This window comes from Niastella caeni (genome assembly GCF_004834005.1).
In the GTDB taxonomy this organism is placed as follows: Bacteria; Bacteroidota; Bacteroidia; order Chitinophagales; family Chitinophagaceae; genus Niastella; species Niastella caeni.
This window is the reverse complement of the sequence record NZ_STFF01000009.1, coordinates 196,928-216,484: the sequence shown is the minus strand read 5'-3', so window position 1 is coordinate 216,484 and position 19,557 is coordinate 196,928. Positions and strand designations below refer to the sequence as shown.

Here is a 19,557-nt window from a genome sequence, read left to right as displayed (position 1 = left end):
TTTTTTAATTGACTGCTTATTACAGCCGTTAATCACTTGTTTAATGATATGGTGTGCGGGAAAACACAATGCGCTAATAATCGAATGACGTTATGCTGTAGGTTATACCCGGAACGAAATTGATAGTAACGGGGCCGTTTATCATAAATTGGTTTTCAGGCTGATTAGCACCCGCTGGTGAATAAAAGTGATTGTTTAGTATAACGTTCTGGAAGTTGTCGTCGAGCCGTAAATTCACCTGGTATTCACCGTGTGGAATATAGAACTCAATTGGTGTATAATCGTTGCTTGCTTTAAACCTCTTGGTATATACTAGTGAACCATTTTTTAATAAGTCGAGATGAAGACCGGAAACTTTTGCCGGATCAAACCTCCCTAATAGCTGTATCAGAACGTTTGCTTCACTGATTCCATCCTTTTCGTCCGGCACATAATTCTGGCCTTCCTGATCGTAGGGGGCACTTCCGCGGGGTATTGTAAAATTATAAATGAATTTAGTATTATCAGGCCTTGTCTTGTTGTACGATTCCATATCGTTGATGAGGGTAGGTTGTAAATACCCCGCAGCAGGCGATAACCTGTTCATCATGTTATACCGGTATGTTTTTACTATCTGGTTGTTATTGTCTTTAACAACAGAAAGGCGACCCGCTCCATCATATTGAAAGTAGCTGGTTAAACCCAAAGGATCACTGGTGCTGCTTATACCTGTTAGTGGCTTGTACGTAAACGAGGTAATGAAGGCAGACGGGTGACTGGTTCGTAAATTATTGAATGTGGTTCTTAGCTGGGCTTCGTTGGTTACAGTATTCAGAGTAGCTACATCGATAGTTGCAGTTGCCTGAGCGTATCCCAAGCCGGCTATTTTAGCCAGCACGTACTTGTAATTATAGCCCCATATGTACGAGGTTACAATGCCATTTTGGGCTGTACTCTGCAGCAGGTTTGCTTTATTGTCGTACAAATCATACTGCACGGTTGTTTTAAATGGCCCATTGCCAAAAGATTTTTCAACCGATTTGGGGGCAATAAAACTATTGTGAAATACATCATAGTTTGTTCTGCTGGTAGTTAATGATCCGGTGTTCCCTATTTCCTGTTCTTCTATTACCTGGCTGATCATGTTCCTGCTCAACATTTGTGCATAAACAGGTTGGCTGGAAAAGTCGTTACAATGTTTTAAGTTTCGTAGGATAGTGGTGCCATCGCTCTTGGTTGTTTCGATTGCTGAAAGCTGCAAATAGGGTGAATTATACGAGTAGCCTACAGTTTGTGTAAGCGTACCCGCTTCACTGACCCACTTTTCTGTTTCATTTGACAGCAACAGTGTACCTACTTCAATTCCGTATTGTCCTGTAGTAAAATTTCCCGCAAAACCAAGGTCGGGATTATAGAGTCCTTCCTGCATTCCTGAATAACTACCGCTCACAATTCGTACGTCGGTATTGTTATACGAGTATATCACTTTTACCTGAGCAGGCTGGCTGTATTTTGTATACATAAACTCCTTGCTGTGTACCAGGGCATAGCGGCCATTAACAAATTTGTACTCCTCAAGCAGCTTTTGCTTGCCCATCAACCCGTCGGGACGCATATAATCGATATTGGTTCCGTATATTTTTGAGGGGAAATTATTTGTAAAGTGAAACGGGGGATAAAAAGTATGCACTGTTTTCCCTGTTTCCTTTCCCAGGTCGCTGTTGTACTCGGTTACTTTTGTATAATAGATCGGTGCGCCATGCGGATAAGTATAGTTGCCCGCTGATGCAGGAAGATAGGTCGTCTTTACTTCCTTGAACTCCAAACTCAGGCAGCTTGGTGTTGCGTCGTTCCCTGATGCGCAGGCTGGGTTGATGCCGGCACGGGATTGTACATAAGCTACATCCTGTTGATATGAATAGGCGTTGTATTTGAAGGCGGTGCCATCGAAGGTCTTTGGAGGGGCGTCTACTACCAGCCCCAGGCCATCTTCAAACTCTCCATACCTGTAATGTTTTTGGCTCGCCGGCAGTAATGATTTTCCATCATAGTATGTAATTGCGCGTATGCGCAGGCCACCGCTCATTTGTATGCACATTGTATTGACGGTGGATGGTTCTTTATATTTGTTAGATTCAAAATCGAAATCTGCATACCCGCCTGTCGGGTAAACGATACGTTTCAATATGCCGCGCTGAGAACCTTCCTGATCAACCAGCTCGGTATTTATTGTATTACCTATAGAAAATGTCACGTTGGGGTCTGAAGTCTGGCAATTGAAGTAAAAGGGATGGGTGATCTGCTGATTAGGGATAGATGATCCGGGTGCTGTAAAGTCATATTCATTCCCCCAGTAGTTGGTAAAAGCATTGGCAAACCCCCACGCATCTTTTCCAACCAGTATGCTTCCGAAAGGGAGTTTGTTTTTATATAATAAATAATAGCGCTCAATTGCTTCTCCACTATTGTTTATCGCATGCAGAGAATCAAGGTATAAAGTAGGACGGTTGCCGGGAATGAGGTTGCCAGTAACAGAATGATAAAAAGCAAATGAACGTAATACGGATTGATCAATGCTTTTTACCTGAATACTGGTTAGTCTGTCGGTTCCTGTAAATTCAACACTGCCTCCGTTAAACTCAATTTTTGATAAAGCAATACCGTGCACGGCAGCACCGGAACTATTGTTAGAGCCGCTTGTTATGGGAAAGGTTTTATCCTGAATAACTCTGTTGCCATTTCCATCATGCTGAACATACGGAAGATGAAAAACGGGTTGTTTGTCGGGAAAGTTTTCTATGTATTTGGGCGACGACAGCCGATGAAAAGGATAAAAAATAAGCAATTGTTCGTAAGAATATGATCCCGGATGAGCGGCCTCTACCTGGGGTTGCGTAACATACGCATCGAGGCATGAGGGGGCGCTGGGTTTAGTGTAATATTCAATAGATTCATTCCATGAACCAAACGTTTCCGTTGGCTTATCCTGGTATGTAAAAGAAATGGTTTCCGTGTTGGTTGGATTCGTTACATACCTGCATTTCCAGGTTGTGAACGCCGTACCTGATGATTCCCTGTATACCGGAGCTAGGCTTCCATCGGGAGTATTGCCCGAAGCGCCGAAAATATACGTGGTGCCATCGGTATCTATAATGGTAAAAACGTGGTTAGCAAAGGTGATCTGGATATTATCATAGGGAACCGGTGCGATCGTATATCCGGTACCTGCATCATTTTTTCTGAAGTAAAATGAACCCGATTTGTTTAACAGTTTGTAATAATATTTATCGGGCATGCCATCCAGTTCACCTGCCGAAAACCGGTAAGCATGTTGCCAGTTGGCGGGCCCCAGGGGATAATAAGTGGCATTGTTGGCTGGGTTATGACTTTTAATGTCACTGTTTTGAAGATAGCCGCGGTAATCAAAATCATCCAGTCCGTTTACGGTCCTCGTGATCTGCAGGTCACAGCTTAACGACCAGCCTAATCCGGCCCTGGTAGAATGTTCGTTGATGTTAAACCCGCCTGCATGGTATTGAAGTGTAACAGGGAGGGCCATGCCGCCGGTTTCAATAGTGTAAAGCGGGATGGAAATATCCGGAACACCTGTATTCAGGTTTACCGGGTAGTTAACCATCTTTGCTAATGCGGCTGCTTCCGGTGAAACAGGCGTTACGTCCTGCTGCTGTTGTTGTTTTTGCTGTTGCTGCCGGCCATAAGTTGTTAAATGCAGCAATACATTCAACAGTAAGTAACAGGCCATTTTTACTTTCATACAGTTTGAATTTGAATTTTACAAAGCATAGCCCTTTACCTGAGAGCTGTTGCTTTCGGTTTATGTTTGATAAGCCAGTAAATACTAAAGTGGTAAAATGGAGTTGCTTACTTCCTTTGTTTTAACAGTAAGAAAGTGTTGCAGAAGTTTATGTGAAATGAAGTAGCCACAACCCAATATGGGTCATTGATTGTTTGTATTCTCATTGGAAGCGTTTAAGGGTGTTATTCTGGTTAACTATTGAAGTTAATAACATAATTTATTAACTAAATTATTTATAGCACCTATTTGGTAAACGTGCAGTTTTGCCAATAGACGTGTTGATTTAGCTGATAAGTGTGTGAAAGACGCGTAATAAAAAAACACAATGGGATAAAGCGGGAGCTCCAAATAAAAAACAAAAGCCATCCGGCTGGCGGATGGCTTTCTGAATAACGTCCTGAGCGGATTCGAAGGATTACTTGATCACAGTAGCGCCGTTTAACAACATCTGTACGCTCTCGTTGAGAATAATATATTTATTGGCTACGAAAAGATCCATTTTATCGGCTGGCAATTTCATTTCGTAGGCGTTGTTATTGCTGGCCATGATGGCATCAAAATCGGGATTGTACCGGTTGAACTCAGTTGCATCCATCATAATATTCTTTACAATGGCGGCTGAATAATACTTGCCCGATACTTCCATGCTTTTAGCACCACTCAGTTCGGCGGTGGTTAACCGGCGATTGATGAGGTAGGTGGCAGTAACGCCCAATTGCTCGGTAACCTCAGCCTTGGTTAAGGTGGTTACGCTGCCCTGCCCTTCAAAGATATAATGGGTGCCAATGAACTTCTTTACGTGCATGCGGGTTTCGGCCGGTAAATAATATTGCAGCTTCCAGAAATTACGGCTGCCCTGGCTCTTTTTAATAGCGCTGTATACGTTGGCGGGCCCGCCATTGTAGGCCGCGATCACCAGTAACCAGTCGTTGAACTCCCGGTACAGGTCGCGGAGGTATAAGGCGGCCGCATGCGTACTCTTAGTATAATTCTTACGTTCGTCAACGCTGCGGTTAACCTTCAAGCCCAGATCGCGTGCGGTTTGCGGCATTAATTGCCATGGACCAACGGCGCCAGCCCAGGAGGTAGCGGTTGACTTTAATTCAGATTCAATAACTGCCAGATATTTTAATTCTGAAGGAAGTCCGTATTTCTTCAATACACCATCCATCATATTGAAGTATGGTTTGGCCCAGCCCTTCATTTTACGAAGGTCTTCGCCATTTTTTTCCATATAATCCTGCACAAATTGAATAGCGCGGGGATTTAAACGGATGCCATTGGAGGCATTGTAACCCAATTCGAACGCATGGGTTAAATCTTCTTCCTGGGGGTCTGCGGAGTCATTTACTACTTTTCCAGGGAATTCGAATTGTTGCGAAAGAACAATTTTGTTAAGCTTTTTCCCATTAGGGTTGATTGCTATTCCGTGGTCAGTACTGTATGCCATGCATAACACGCCCAGGCCTAAAATACCCGAAATAAAAAGTTTTCGTTTCATCATCGTCGTTTAAAGCCAATAATGATCGACCCGGCGGTATGGATTGAGTGAATGTTTACACAGGATGAAACGGATTGAAGTTTTCTCTAGGATTGGAGAAACAGTTCCTTATTGTATTGCCGGGGGTCGAAGGGGTTTAGGCTTTTCATTAGCCGGCATGTCTGAACTGTTGCATCCACTGTTGGGATAGCTGGAGCAAATATAACTCGGAAAATTGGTTTGTCATAATCTGCACCCCATAGGGCATACCATTACTATGCCAAAAAAGCGGGATGGAGATGGTGGGAATACCGGTTAGGTTCGAAAAAACTGTAAAAATGTCAGCCAGGTACATGGAAATAGGGTCTTCGGTCTTTTCGCCAATAGTAAATGCGGTAGAGGGGGCGGTAGGCAGCAGGATGGCGTCGAACTGGTTGAAGATCAGGTTAATCTTGTCAACCAACAACTTGCGCACCTGTTGGGCTTTGGTAAAATACGCATCGTAGTATCCCGCGCTTAAAACGAAGGTTCCCAGCATGATGCGTCTTTTTACCTCCCAGCCAAAACCTTCTGACCGGCTGGCACAATAAAAATCTGTTAAAGAAATGTTTTTACCAACATTCCGGTGTCCATATTTCACCCCATCGTACCGGGAGAGGTTAGAGGAGGCTTCTGCGGTGGTTAAAATATAGTAGGCGGGAACAATGAAATCGAGGTATTCAAAATCTACAGGTTCTACGGTATGGCCTTCGGCCTGCAATTTTTTCGTGAACTCCAGGATCGATTCGCCAATCTCTTTATCGAGCGCCGGGCTTTCCAGGGCTTCTTTGAAATACGCGATCCGGAGTGGTTTGGAAGGCAATGGGGTAAGATTGCTGTACGCATCTACCTTTTGCTGTGCGCCTGTGCTATCGAAGTCATCGGGGCCGGCAATTACTTCCAGCACCAGGGCTACGTCGGGCACATTGTTGGCAAAAATGCCTATTTGATCGAAGGAAGAAGCATAGGCAATAAGCCCGTGCCGCGAAATACGGCCATAAGTGGGTTTAAGGCCCACTACGCCACAGAAATCGGCCGGCTGTCGTACGGAACCGCCGGTATCGCTACCGAGGCTTACCATACACAGGTCGGCCTGAACGGCAACAGCCGAACCTCCGGAAGAACCACCGGGCACCCGGGTCTCGTCCAGCGCGTTCAGCACTTTGCCATACGATGAATTTTCATTGGTAGAGCCCATGGCAAATTCATCGCAGTTGGTATGTCCTATGATAATGGCTTCTTCAGCCAGTAATCTTTCAACAGCGGTTGCATTAAAAACGGGTTTGAACCCTTCCAGGATCTTAGAGGCGGCGGTAAGCGGGTGGTCTTTATAGGCAATTACATCCTTAATGGCTATTACAACACCGTGGAGTTTGCCTGTAGGTTTCCCGGCTTTGCGGTTGGCATCGAGGTCAGCGGCCCGTTGCAGCGCTTCTTCTGCATACGTTTGTACATACGCATTCAGGTGCTTGCGCGCATCGATCTGCTGCAGGTAGTGCTGAACCGCATCAACACATGATATTGTGCCGGTAAGCAGGTCCTGGTGGTATTGTTTTATTGAGTGATACTTATACAAAGGTTGTTACCGGCTTTGAAATACAAAACGGTTACAGAAAATTAGTATGTAATGTCTAATTAGCGAGCTGAAGTAGTAGAAGAAGCCTGTTTAGTATCCTTCTCACTAATGCCGTCTTCAATTTCTTTCTTTACATTGTTCTTGGCATCGTTAAACTCACGGATACCACGGCCAATACCACGCATGAACTCAGGTATTTTACGTCCACCAAACAATACCAACACTGCCAATACAATCAGCAACCACTCGCTACCGCCAGGCATTGAGATGAACAACAGGTTATTAATACTAAGTAACATGATAAAGCTTTTTAATAGTTAGAAATACAAAAGTACGCTCTTTTACGAATGTAAAACGCATAAATGTGGCGCAAATTACATGAACCCATCGGTTAAAAAGGCCTTTTTGCCGGTACTTAACATATGCGGGTAATAAAAAAGCGGAACCTATTGATCCCGCTTTAAATAGTTTTATGTACAAGTGGTTATTGAGCCACTGCAGCAGTTGCTGCTGTGTTGACGCGTTTTTCTTTGATCCTTGCACTTTTACCACTGCGTTGACGCAGGAAGTAAAGTTTTGCACGACGAACACGACCTGTTTTATTCAACTCAATAGATTCAATATTGGGTGAATATATAGGGAACGTTCTTTCAACACCTACACTATCGGAGATTTTACGTACAGTAAAGGTTGCTGTACCGCCTTGTCCCTGGCGTTTGATAACATCGCCACGGAAACTTTGGATACGCTCTTTACCACCTTCGATAATTTTATAGTTTACAGTTATATTGTCACCCGCTTTAAACTTCGGGAACTCTTTTTTTCCTGTCAACTGCTCATGTACAAATTGAACTGCTGCATTCATGACATTCAAATTTTGGGGAGGCAAAGGTAATGAAAAATTCCAATTTCTGATTTTTAATTTCCTAAACCACCCGATTTTACTGTATTTTTTTCTATTTCGCCACGTTTACCGCCCGTTTTTCTCTGATCACGGTTACTTTGATCTGGCCGGGGTAGGTCATTTCGGTCTGGATCTTCTGCGCAATATCAAACGAAAGTTTATCAGAATCATTGTCTGTTACTTTCTCTGCTTCTACAATTACCCGTAACTCGCGTCCAGCCTGGATGGCGTAGGCTTTCTCAACACCCTGGTACGACAATGCCAGGTTTTCCAACTCCTTGATACGCTGTAAGTATTGTTGCATGATCTCCCTGCGGGCGCCAGGACGGGCGCCGCTGATGGCGTCGCAAGCCTGAACAATGGGAGAGATCACGTATTGCATTTCCATTTCATCGTGGTGGGCGCCGATCGCATTTACTACGGCCGGGTTCTCACCATATTTTTCAGCCAGCTTGGCTCCCAGCAGGGCGTGGCTCAGTTCAGATTCTTCATCGGGCACCTTACCAATATCGTGTAACAAGCCGGCGCGTTTGGCCAGTTTGGGATTAAGGCCCAGCTCGGCAGCCATAATACCGCACAGGTTGGCCACCTCACGGCTGTGCATCAACAGGTTTTGGCCATAAGAAGAACGGAAACGCATTTTACCTACGATACGAACCAGTTCTTTATGTAAGCCATGGATCCCTAATTCTATTACGGTACGTTCGCCTATTTCTATTACCTGTTCTTCGATCTGGCGGCGGGTTTTCTCTACAACTTCTTCGATACGGGCCGGGTGTATACGGCCATCGGCTACCAGTCGTTGTAAGCTTAACCGGGCAATTTCGCGACGCAGGGGATCGAAAGAAGAAAGGATGATGGCTTCCGGGGTATCGTCAACGATGAGGTCAACACCGGTAGCGGCTTCAATAGCCCTGATGTTACGGCCTTCACGACCAATGATCTGGCCTTTTATTTCATCGCTTTCGAGGTTGAATACAGTGATGGAGTTTTCAATGGCCTGTTCAGCGGCGGTACGCTGAATGGTTTGAATGATGATCTTGCGGGCTTCCTTGTTGGCTTTCTGGCGGGCGTCGTCTACAATTTCCTGCTGTAAGGCCAGTGCCTGGGTGTGGGCTTCCTGCTTAAGGCTTTCGATCAGTTGTTTCTTGGCTTCATCTGCAGTTAAACCTGCAATTTTTTCAAGGCGGCGAATGTGTTCTTCCTGGTGTTTTTCGAGCTCGGTACGCTTCAGGTTCACTACTTCGATCTGCCGGTTCAGGTTATCTTTTATTGCTTCGTTTTCCTTGATCTGTTTATCCAGTTGGTCGGCCTTCTGGTTAATGGACTGTTCTTTTTGACGGGCCCGGTTTTCAGTTTCACTCAACTTGCGGTTACGCTCCAATACTTCCTTGTCGTGCTCGGCTCTCAGGGCCAGGAACTTCTCTTTTGCTTCGAGCTGTTTTTGTTGTTTAATGGTTTCGGCATTCGTTTGTGCATCGGCAACGATTTTACGGGCCTGGGTTTCGGCCTCGTCTACTTTTTGCTTAGTGTTTTTGGCAAATATGAATTTGCCCGCTACTATACCTGCCAGTAGCGCCACTAATCCTATTATAGCGGTTAACATACTCTGATCCATTGTGTTTTACATGTTTAGAAAAATCTACATTATCTTTCCCTCTCTATGTGTCGCAATTTTACCATAGTGAGATGTGAATGTGCGAAAATACAAAAAAAGAGGTAGCGGCACCGCAAGCATTTTGAAGTCAGTTATTTGTAGATGGGGAAAACAGGGAATTTGTTAGTGCGTCTTTTTTAAGGTTATGTTTGTTTGGGGGGGTAGGTTCAGTTTCAGGTTGCAAGGGAGTCAGTTGCCGGTTGCCGGTTACGAGGAAAAACCGGTTAGGTTCCCGGTCCTTGTTCTCAGTTCGGGTTGCCAGAAAATAATGAAGTTCCCGGATTTAATGCCCGGTAACCAGAAACTGGTAACTGGTAACAAATTCAAGCCCTTTCCTGAAACCTGTACCCCCGGTAACCGGAAACTGGTAACCGGTAACAAATTCAAGCCCTCAATCCAGTAGAATTCTATCTAACAACTTCTCAATTCCCGTCAACTGCTCTCCCGTCTGGTTATCGATGAGAGGCTGGCTGTCTGCGGCTTTTTGCTGGGTGGCATACCATAATACTACCATGGCCACATAGTCCTGCATATCCTTGCCGGCGAAGTTGGTTTTAAATTCCAGAATTTTATCATTTATCAGCTTAAGTGTCTTCCGTACTACTTCTTCGTCGGAAGGGGCGATCCGAATACGGTAGGTTCTATCGCCGATCAAAACATTTATGGGAATTAATTCTTCCATGAGCTTGCAAGTTTGAAAAGCTTGTTCTATTTTTATCCACACACATTACACACAGGGATACATTTACTTCTGGGCTACAAGGGATCGTTTTGGATGGTTCAAAATTCAAATTTTCGTATTCTATGATTACTCACCAAAACCAAACGATTAACATGTTCGCTAAACTTAGGTCGAACGTCTTCATTGACGCGCTGACACTGGAGTTGATCGCGCCCATTCAATCCAGTCTCAAAGCCATTTTACGTGATGAACGGGGCTACGAATGCAGCCGGCTCGAAACAAACATTCCACAAGGCGATAAAACAGTTACCTGGAAAGGCTTGAATGATCTGCCTTACGGCGTTTACACCCTTGAGCTTTCCCAGGGCGAAGATGAAATGAAAATGCGTCTCGTAAAACGGGTTTGAACGAACTTACTCGCTTAATAAGGCAATACACCGGTCGATTTCCCGGATGTAACGGTTAATTCTTTTTTCCACATCTTTCTTTTCCGTTTCATTCAATTGACCGGTAACGGTTTGTAATGCCGTCATTTTCATTTCCAGCTCGTCAATACGTATCAACCGGGTTTTTTCCTTATCACGTAACGCCACCACTTCCCTGCTCAATTGCTCATGTTCTTTTTGCAGCAAATGATAGCGTTGTACCACCTGCTGCAATTTGTCTGTGATGCGTTTCAGTTGTTCCTGTAATCCCTCCATTGAACAAATTTTTGCCTGGTTTTATTCCCGATAGCTACCGGGTGACATAACAAACTTGGATCATTTCCTGATCTCTGCCTGTAATGTTGTTTCCAGGGCATTCATAATTTTATTCATCATACCGTCAATATCTTTATCGGTGGGGGTTTTTTCCTCATCGAGGAAAGTAAAGCTTACAGCGAGCGATTTTTTATCGGCGCCCAGCTTTTCACTTTCAAAAATATCGAACAGTTGTATTGACTGTAACTTGTCGAGTTTTACCTTTTTCACTGTGCTTTCAACGTCAGCAAAGGGAAGGGATTTAGGCACTACCATAGCCAGGTCGCGACGTACAGGCAATTGGCGCGGTAGTTCTTTTGCTTTTATAGAGGTGGCGGAAATGTATTTCAGCATTAACTCAAAGTCCAGATCGGCATAAAATACCGGTTGCTTTATATCAAAACGCTTCAATTCCTGTGGCTTCACCTGGCCCAGCCGGGCAATCACATCTTTATTAATAGTTATCTGTAAGGCATTTACCATATTACCTCCTTCTGTTAACGGGGCGAAGGTGGCTTTAGAGATGCCAGTTAATTGCAATATTCTTGCCACGATGCCTTTCAGATAAAAGATATCTGCGGCCGTTCCTTTCCCTTTCCAGGCATCTTCCTGTACCTGGCCGGTAATATACAGGCATACGTGTTCGTGTTCGTTGTATTTGCCTGATCCTGATGTACTGTAGGTTTTACCAAATTCAAAAAAGCGCAGGTCGTTGTTTTTGCGGTTGAGGTTATGCGCTATGGCTTCCAGTCCGGTTTGCAGCATGGAAGGACGCATAATATTATGATCAGCGCTGAGGTTGTTCAACAGTTTTACAGCAGTGCTCAACTCATTGTCGTCGAAATAAGCCGCATTGGTAATGGAATTGGTAAAAATCTCATTGAAACCTACACCTACCAGGTAGTTGGCTGTTTTTTCGAGGTAAATATGTTTGTTGCGATCTGTTTCAACAGAAGGAGAAATGGTGATTGCCTGAGGGATCTCAACATTATCGAGCCCGTCTATACGCATGATCTCTTCTACCAGGTCGGCCGGCAGGTAAATATCGGGTTTGCTTAAAGGCGCTGCAACCAGAATGTCGTCTGCACTTTCTTTTACAATATCGAAGCCCAGGGCGATCAGGATCTTTTTCACCGAATCGGCCGGATAATTCTTTCCGCTCAGCTTGCGCAGGAAGGGATATTTCAATTGCACCTGCGATTTTTGAGCTGGTGTAGGATATACATCTACTACTTCCGAAGCAATTTCACCACCGGCCAGCTCTTTAATAAGGAGGGCGGCCCGCTTCAATACGTTTACGGTATTGCTGATGTCGATATTTTTTTCGAAACGGGTAGCTGCATCGGTACGCAGGCCATGGCGGAAAGACGTTTTTCGGATATCCACCGGGTTGAACCAGGCGCTTTCAAGAAAGATGTTTTTAGTGTTATTGGTTACCCCGCTGTGCCGGCCGCCAAAAACACCGGCAATACACATGCCTTCACTGTTGCCGTTACAGATCATCAGGTCTTCGGCGCTGAGCTTTCTTTCTTTTTCGTCGAGGGTAACGAAGGGCGTGCCTTCGGACAGATTTTTCACCAGCACTTTTTTACCGGAAATGGCATTGGCGTCAAATGCATGCAACGGTTGACCGGTTTCGTGCAGTATAAAATTGGTGATGTCTACTATATTATTGATAGGCCGCTGACCAATAGCCCGCAGTTTATCCTGCAGCCATTGCGGACTTTCTTTTACCGTAACATTGGCAATGCTTACGCCGGCATAGCGCTGGCAGGCATTGGTATTTTCGATGGTAACTGAAATGGGGAGTGAATTATTGTCAACTTTAAAATTACCGATCGGCGGCGCTACTACGGTGAGGTCCTTGTTATCGTGGTAAGATAAATAAGCACACACATCCCGGGCCACACCACGGTGACTCATAGCATCCATGCGGTTGGGGGTAAGCCCAATTTCATAGATCCAGTCGGTATATGGTTTGAAATATTCTGCAGCGGGCGTGCCCACTTTTACATCGGCAGGTAATACCAGTATGCCGGCATGGTCGTCGCTAAGGCCGATCTCATCTTCGGCGCAGATCATTCCATAGCTCTCAACGCTGCGGATCTTGGCAATTTTCATTGTAAGCGGATCGCCCTTTTGGGGATAGATGGTGGTGCCAACGGTAGCCACCACTACTTTTTGACCGGCAGCCACGTTTGGCGCACCGCAAACAATTTGCAGCGGTTCGCCTGAACCAATATTTACTTTGGTAACGGTTAATTTATCAGCATTCGGATGTTTTTCAGCAGCCAGCACTTCACCGATCACCAGCCCTTTTAACCCACCTTTCAGGCTCTCATATTTCTCAAGGCTTTCCACTTCCAGTCCAACAGAGGTCAATAATTTACTAAGCCGCTCGGGTTCAATGGTTACCGGCAAATAATCGTGAAGCCAGTTATAGGAAATAGTCATGAATCAGTATATGATTTTAAATAGTTCAATGATGGGTGCAAAGATAGGTATTGAGCGGTTACCGGTTGCCAGTTTCCGGCCCTGCCGGGGAGATCCAGGTTACAGGTTTCAGGTTGCAGGGTGGGAGAAAAGGTAAAACCAAAAGAGGAATGAAACTGAAGTAGTGGAAGTTGCTGGTTCTGGAGAGGGCAATTGGCAATAAGGGCAGGATGACACTTTTGGAGAAAAGTTGACATTTGCGCAACAATATTCAATCTGCAATGAACAATAAGTTCAGTTTTTACAAACAATAAAGCAGAATGGTGGTATTTCGGCGGCGCTTAAGATGCGATGGATCTTACCGGGGCGTTGTTCAACGCGACCAGCTTTCAGTTTAACCACTTCCACAGCGTGCGAAAAACTAATAGCATGGGCAGTGAGCAGGTCATAACAAAGCCGTTCGTAGTACAGCAGGTGCTGTGCTTCTTTGCTATTTTCTTCAGGCATCATGACTTCATAATGCCGCAACTGGTATACGCGCATGGTCGGAATTGAATTAAAGAATCTAATTTACGGTACTCTGGGTAATTTTAATATTCGATTAACATCTTTTTGTTTGACGATTTATATTTCTTTTCCTTGTAAATGTATACGCCAATTTTATGCCATTGGTTCATAAATATGCTGGAAAGCGGGCAGGGAGCGCACTTGCGGGTTACCGGGTGGCTGAAATAACCGACGATAGGCAGTTACAGCTATCCCTTAACTGGAAAATGCTGTATGGATAAGCGTTTTCACTAAGCGAACTTCGGAAAATCCCATCCAGCTTGCATCTTATTTTCCCGTTCTCTTCACCAAATATTCAGGGCATAATTCTTACGCACAGGATGTGTGAATTTCGTTTTCAAAAGGGTGGCAAACTTTTGTAAATTGTGTATATACTGTGTTGGTCTTGTGGATAAGTGTGGTATTTTCGTGGATTAATGTGTGGATTGCTGTTATTAAATATACAACTGCAAATTTTTTTTCCGGGCGGGGGAGGGGTATATATTCGCCGTCCTGACCTAATGAGGTAACATTGCGTTAACAGTGCAGTAATATTCACATAACAAACCTTAGCCTTTACTATTAACCCTGAGTGTCATTGGTTGGCAGTACTAATTTAGAAGTGGCCCCCGCGCATCAGAGCACTTCAGCACCTTGAGAGATCCTGTTTGTAAACTTTATCAAACCAATGGTTAAATTTTTGTAGACCGTTAACGATGGATTTAACAAATCTGAACAACAAAGACCGAAAAACACGTCGCCGTAGCTCTATTGATCTGAGTACCATGGTGTACGGGAAAGTTCCGCCCCAGGCTAAAGACCTGGAAGAAGCGGTTTTGGGCGCTATTATGCTCGAGAAAAACGCCTTTGACGTAGCTGTGGAGATACTGAAACCCGAGTGCTTTTATGTAGATGCTCACCAGCGTATTTTCCGTTCCATGATAAGTCTGCAGCAAAAAAGCCAGCCCATCGATATTTTAACGGTGGTGGAAGAACTGCGCAGTAAAGAAGAGCTGGAGATGGTGGGAGGACCCTATTACGTAACCCGTTTAACGAATTCCGTTGTTTCTTCTGCCAATATTGAAGCGCACTCAAAAATCATTCTGCAGAAATTTATTCAACGCGAGCTGATCCGTATCAGTGGTGAAATTATTGGTGACGCGTATGAAGACAGCGCCGATGTGTTCGACCTGCTCGATGAAGCCGAAGCAAAGCTGTTCGAGATCACCAATAACCACATGAAGAAGAACTACGACAGTATCGATACCGTACTGGTGCAAACCGTACAACGTATCGAGGACATGCGCCACAAAACCGAAGATATTACGGGGGTTCCAAGCGGTTTCCCTTCGCTTGATAAAGTGACCTATGGATGGCAGGGTTCTGATCTGATCATTTTGGCTGCCCGCCCTGCTGTTGGTAAAACGGCGTTCGCCCTAAACCTGGCGCGTAATGCCGCATTGAATAATGTTCGTCCAACCCCGATCGTATTCTTCAGCCTTGAGATGAGCTCGGCACAGTTGGTAACACGTATTCTGAGCGCCGAAAGTGAGGTCTGGCTCGAAAAGATCTCGCGCGGTAAGATGGAAGATTATGAAATGAAGCAGTTGTATGCCAAGGGTATTCAAAGACTGGCCCAGGCGCCCATCTTTATTGACGATACGGCGGCCCTGAACGTATTTGAGTTGCGTGCTAAATGCCGGCGTTTGAAAGCCAAACACAACATCGGCCTCATCATCATCGACTACTTACAACTGATGAGTGGCGCGGGTAACGGTAAGAATACCAACCGGGAGCAGGAGATCAGTACTATTTCACGTAACTTAAAAATGCTGGCGAAGGAATTACATGTACCCATCATTGCCCTGTCGCAGTTAAGCCGTGCGGTTGAAACCCGTAAAGACGGTAACAAAATGCCGCAGTTGAGCGACCTTCGTGAATCGGGTGCCATTGAGCAGGATGCCGACATGGTAATGTTCATTTACCGCCCCGAGTATTATGATATTACTTCCAATGAAATGGGAGAAAGCAATAAAGGGGAAACCCACGTGCGTATAGCCAAACACCGTAATGGTTCCTTGGAAACGATCAAGCTGAAAGCCCTGTTGCATATTCAGAAGTTCACCGAATTTGAAGGAGATGATTTCAGTGGTTTAGGTATGGGTGGCGGAAGCTGGAAGCCGGTGCCTACTGACGGCGCGGGTGGTGGTGATGATGGCGGCGCCAAGCTGTATATTCAGGCTGGCAGCAAAATGAACGATATGCCATATGGTGACGATGACGAGGCCCCGTTTTAGTAAATGAAAAATGAGGAACAGAGAAATTAAAAATTAAAAAGGAAATACCTTACCGTAATAATTCTTTACAAAAGGCTCCCCGATGCACCGGGGGCTTTTTTGTTGGAGGGTGGTACATAATATGCATTACTTTGCAGCAAAGAACCAATAATGAATCTGCCGCTTTTTTATATTTCGGATGTTGCTGCCGGACAGTCGGAGATAACGCTTGATGAAGATACCTCAAAGCACGTGGTGAATGTATTGCGCATGAAAAAGGGCGAGGAATTGCATTTGACCGATGGAAAAGGTTCTCTGTTGTTAACATCCATTACCGACGACCATAAAAAGCGATGCCGCGTAACAGTACTGAATGAACAATTCATTCCGCAAACCGCACGCAAGACCAGTATTGCTATTTCACTGCTGAAGAATACCAACCGCTTTGAGTGGTTCCTCGAAAAAGCCACCGAACTGGGCATTACCGAGGTCATTCCCATGATCTGCGACAGGACCGAAAAGCAACATTTTCGCTTCGACCGCATGCAAAACATCCTGGTGAGCGCCATGCTGCAGTCGCAACAGGCATGGCTGCCCGTATTACATCAACCGATAGGGTTTGGACAGCTACTAAAACAGGAAGACGTTATTGATATTACGCAGAAATTTATTGCGCATTGCATACCCGGTTCAAAGCAATCCCTCGCCGCACAGGTGAATACATCCCTGCCTTCGCAAATTATTTTAATAGGCCCTGAAGGCGATTTTACCAGCGAAGAAGTAGCCTTTGCCACCGAGCATTATTTCATTCCTGTTACGCTGGGCGATACCCGCCTGCGCACTGAAACGGCCGGCATGGTAGCAGCGGTAATTTTAAGTTTATAGTTTTTGGTTTATGGTTTGTGGTTCTTTTATTGCAGCAGCGCTTAGCGCATTTATACAGCCTGCAATGCAGGATGCCAATAATTAAAAAAGCTGTTGAAGAGGAACAACCACAAACAACAAACCATAAACCAAAACCGGTATTTAAACAGTGTTTTGTTCTTCTTTCTTCACAATAGGTTCGTGTAATTCAACTGGTTTGGCTTTTTTGCGCATTTTCATGTTCAGCAGTTCTACACCAAAAGAGAAGGCCATGGCAAAATAAATATAGCCTTTATGAATTTCGGTACCGTGGAAAGGTTTCACTCCCTCAAAGAACAAACTGAAGCCTACCATTAGTAAAAACGACAGCGCCAGCATTTTGAGGGTAGGGTGCTTGTGTATGAAGTCGGCAATTTTATCAGAGAAAAAGAACATGATGATCATAGCAATGATCACGGCAACGATCATGATGGGAACATGATTGGCCAATCCCACGGCCGTAATGATACTATCGAACGAGAACACCATATCTATAATAATGATCTGGGCTATTACAGCTCCAAAGGAAGCTTTCCGGGGATTACCTTCATACATTTCTTCATCCCCTTCCAGTTTATGATGTATTTCTTTTACGGTTTTATATAACAGGAATAAACCTCCGGCCAGCATGATCACATTCCGCAGGTTAAAGGTGTAGTGAGTAGCCCCCCAGTTGAAACCAAATAATTCTTTTTTGTCATTGCTAACCAGCCAGCCAATTAACATCAATAAACAGATACGAACGGCAATACCGGCTACCATCCACACACGGCGGGCCTTTAATTGTTGTGTCTTATCTAAACGGCCCATTAAAATGGAGACGAAGATCACGTTATCGATACCCAGCACAATTTCCAGTATGGTGAGGGTTAATAAGCTGATAATAGAATCTACAGTAAACAAATGTTCCATGGTGGTCGGTAATAAAAATGAAGGGCAAAAATAAGGGTGTAAGGCCAATGGACAATAGGCAATAAGCGATCAGCAATTGGCGAGCCTGTACCTGATTTTTACCTGTACATCATTAGTAGAAGGCAAGGCCTGAATGTTTCAGATGGAATTTAAAATAGTTCAGACTGGTATTTTGTTAGTGCGTTCCGGTTCCCAATCCCCGAAACAGGTAACTGGTAACCGGCGACTTGTCTATGGCCTATTGGTTGAAAGCCCGCTGCAAATGTTCTTTACGATCGCAGGGCCTTCGTATACGAAGCCGGTCCAAACCTGCACCAGCGAAGCGCCGGCGGCGAGTTTTTCTTTGGCATCTTCAGCCGTAAAAATACCACCCGATGCAATAACCGGTATTTGACCGTTGGTTTTTTGATGAATGTATTTTACAATTTCGGTAGAACGCAGGCGTACAGGGGCACCGCTTAATCCGCCTGCACCAATAGCTTGTAGTTCCGCATCGGTAGTATGCAATTGTTCGCGGCTGATGGTGGTGTTGGTGGCAACCAGGCCATCTAATTTTATTTCCAGGGCCAGGTCTATTACATCATCTATTTGTTGAGGCGTGAGATCTGGTGCGATCTTTAATAATATAGGTTTGGGTTTGCGGTCAGTTTCGGTACCGCTTTCCTGTTGGTTGATGGTTTGTAAATGGGATAATATCTTGCGAAGCGAATCTTTTTCCTGTAATTCCCGTAACCCCGGGGTGTTGGGTGAACTTACATTCACAACAAAGTAATCTACGCAATCAAAGAGTGCACGAAAGCAGATCTCATAATCCTTCCAGGCATCTTCATTGGGAGTAACTTTATTTTTACCGATGTTACCGCCGATGATTAATCGTGAATGGTCAATGGTCAATGGTGAATGGGTGTCTTCAGTTTGAGCTGGCCGATTGCTATTCGGTATTCCCTCATTGCGGCTTGCCAATTGCCGATTGCCGGTTGCTAATTGCTTCTCCCTCCATTCTTTTAATCGTTGCGCTACTACATTTACGCCGTCGTTGTTAAAGCCCATCCGGTTAATGAGGGCTTTGTCTTTGGGCAAACGGAATAACCGCGGTTTTTCATTGCCCGCCTGGGGTTTGGGCGTTACGGTTCCAATTTCAACAAAACCAAAACCAAGGGCTTCCAGTTCGGTCAGGTACAAGGCGTTTTTGTCGAAACCGGCAGCTAGCCCAACCGGATTTTTAAATTGAAGGCCAAACAGTTCCCTGGATAATGCACCATTGGAAGGCGCAAATTGGGTAGCAATGGATTTGCGGATAGCACCCACAGAACAGCCCAGTTTCATCATATTCATGGAAAAATGATGGACTGTTTCGGTCGGAAAGCAAAACAACAGACGGCGAAGTAGGTTATACATAATTCGGTGCGAAGATAATTTAGTTTCAGGTTACAGGTTTCAAGTTTCAGGTTTCAGATTGCCGGTTTCCAGGCTCATTTTTCAAGTACAAGACACATAACTCATTGATTTTTTAACTTCATAGTATGTATAGAACAGGAAAAAGGTAACAGAACCATATATAACGTAAGATAGTTACCTGTAATCCTGTAACCCTGTAACCTGCATCCTGAAAC

15 protein-coding genes are annotated in these 19,557 nt (G+C 44.7%); 3 read left to right on the top strand and 12 right to left on the bottom strand.

Annotated elements, in window-relative coordinates; genetic code table 11:
• Positions 1 to 73: 73 nt before the first annotated feature.
• The 7 genes from FAM09_RS25785 to FAM09_RS25755 all read right to left on the bottom strand — a co-directional run bounded on the left by FAM09_RS25785 (position 74) and on the right by FAM09_RS25755 (position 10,134).
• Positions 74 to 3,754 carry a hypothetical protein gene (locus tag FAM09_RS25785; RefSeq protein ID WP_136580051.1) on the bottom strand — a complete coding sequence of 1,227 codons (3,681 nt, stop codon included), beginning with the start codon at positions 3,752 to 3,754 and terminating at the stop codon, positions 74 to 76.
• Positions 3,755 to 4,211: 457 nt separating this feature from the next.
• Entirely contained in the window at positions 4,212 to 5,297 is a 1,086-nt protein-coding gene (locus FAM09_RS25780) for a lytic transglycosylase domain-containing protein (RefSeq protein WP_166437269.1), read from the bottom strand.
• A 148-nt stretch (positions 5,298 to 5,445) separates the two neighbouring features.
• On the bottom strand, positions 5,446 to 6,891 hold the full coding sequence (gatA, locus tag FAM09_RS25775) for an Asp-tRNA(Asn)/Glu-tRNA(Gln) amidotransferase subunit GatA (protein ID WP_136580049.1): 1,446 nt from the start codon (positions 6,889 to 6,891) through the stop codon (positions 5,446 to 5,448).
• Between the two features lie 59 nt (positions 6,892 to 6,950).
• Positions 6,951 to 7,190, bottom strand: a complete 240-nt coding sequence (locus FAM09_RS25770) for a Sec-independent protein translocase subunit TatA/TatB (protein WP_243751782.1) — start codon at positions 7,188 to 7,190, stop codon at positions 6,951 to 6,953.
• Between the two features lie 185 nt (positions 7,191 to 7,375).
• Entirely contained in the window at positions 7,376 to 7,756 is a 381-nt protein-coding gene (rplS, locus tag FAM09_RS25765) for a 50S ribosomal protein L19 (RefSeq protein ID WP_136580048.1), read from the bottom strand.
• A 91-nt stretch (positions 7,757 to 7,847) separates the two neighbouring features.
• Complete coding sequence (gene rny / locus FAM09_RS25760) at positions 7,848 to 9,413, bottom strand: ribonuclease Y (RefSeq protein WP_136580047.1); 1,566 nt, start codon at positions 9,411 to 9,413, stop codon at positions 7,848 to 7,850.
• A gap of 430 nt (positions 9,414 to 9,843) precedes the next feature.
• Entirely contained in the window at positions 9,844 to 10,134 is a 291-nt protein-coding gene (locus tag FAM09_RS25755; protein WP_136580046.1) for a cell division protein ZapA, read from the bottom strand.
• Positions 10,135 to 10,286: 152 nt separating this feature from the next.
• Here FAM09_RS25755 and FAM09_RS25750 point away from each other — a divergent pair, with 152 nt between their 5' ends.
• Positions 10,287 to 10,541: a hypothetical protein gene (locus tag FAM09_RS25750; protein WP_136580045.1), complete on the top strand. Its 255-nt coding sequence runs from the start codon at positions 10,287 to 10,289 to the stop codon at positions 10,539 to 10,541.
• A gap of 6 nt (positions 10,542 to 10,547) precedes the next feature.
• On the opposite strand, the gene FAM09_RS25745 is transcribed toward FAM09_RS25750, so the two are convergent.
• The 3 genes from FAM09_RS25745 to FAM09_RS25735 form a co-directional block, all read right to left on the bottom strand.
• Positions 10,548 to 10,835, bottom strand: coding sequence for a hypothetical protein (locus tag FAM09_RS25745; protein WP_136580044.1), 288 nt, complete (start codon positions 10,833 to 10,835; stop codon positions 10,548 to 10,550).
• A 60-nt stretch (positions 10,836 to 10,895) separates the two neighbouring features.
• Positions 10,896 to 13,328, bottom strand: a complete 2,433-nt coding sequence (pheT, locus tag FAM09_RS25740; protein WP_136580043.1) for a phenylalanine--tRNA ligase subunit beta — start codon at positions 13,326 to 13,328, stop codon at positions 10,896 to 10,898.
• 273 nt (positions 13,329 to 13,601) lie between these two features.
• Positions 13,602 to 13,850 carry a hypothetical protein gene (locus FAM09_RS25735; protein WP_136580042.1) on the bottom strand — a complete coding sequence of 83 codons (249 nt, stop codon included), beginning with the start codon at positions 13,848 to 13,850 and terminating at the stop codon, positions 13,602 to 13,604.
• A gap of 719 nt (positions 13,851 to 14,569) precedes the next feature.
• On the opposite strand from FAM09_RS25735, the gene dnaB reads away from it, so the two are divergent.
• Together dnaB and FAM09_RS25725 are read left to right on the top strand one after the other, a co-directional pair.
• Positions 14,570 to 16,150, top strand: coding sequence for a replicative DNA helicase (gene dnaB / locus FAM09_RS25730; protein WP_136580041.1), 1,581 nt, complete (start codon positions 14,570 to 14,572; stop codon positions 16,148 to 16,150).
• Positions 16,151 to 16,300: 150 nt separating this feature from the next.
• Entirely contained in the window at positions 16,301 to 17,014 is a 714-nt protein-coding gene (locus FAM09_RS25725; protein ID WP_136580040.1) for an RsmE family RNA methyltransferase, read from the top strand.
• A gap of 141 nt (positions 17,015 to 17,155) precedes the next feature.
• Here FAM09_RS25725 and FAM09_RS25720 read toward each other — a convergent pair whose 3' ends face one another.
• Complete coding sequence (locus FAM09_RS25720; protein ID WP_136580039.1) at positions 17,156 to 17,944, bottom strand: TerC family protein; 789 nt, start codon at positions 17,942 to 17,944, stop codon at positions 17,156 to 17,158.
• A gap of 231 nt (positions 17,945 to 18,175) precedes the next feature.
• Positions 18,176 to 19,279, bottom strand: a complete 1,104-nt coding sequence (locus FAM09_RS25715) for a quinone-dependent dihydroorotate dehydrogenase (protein ID WP_394347833.1) — start codon at positions 19,277 to 19,279, stop codon at positions 18,176 to 18,178.
• Positions 19,280 to 19,557 lie beyond the last annotated feature (278 nt).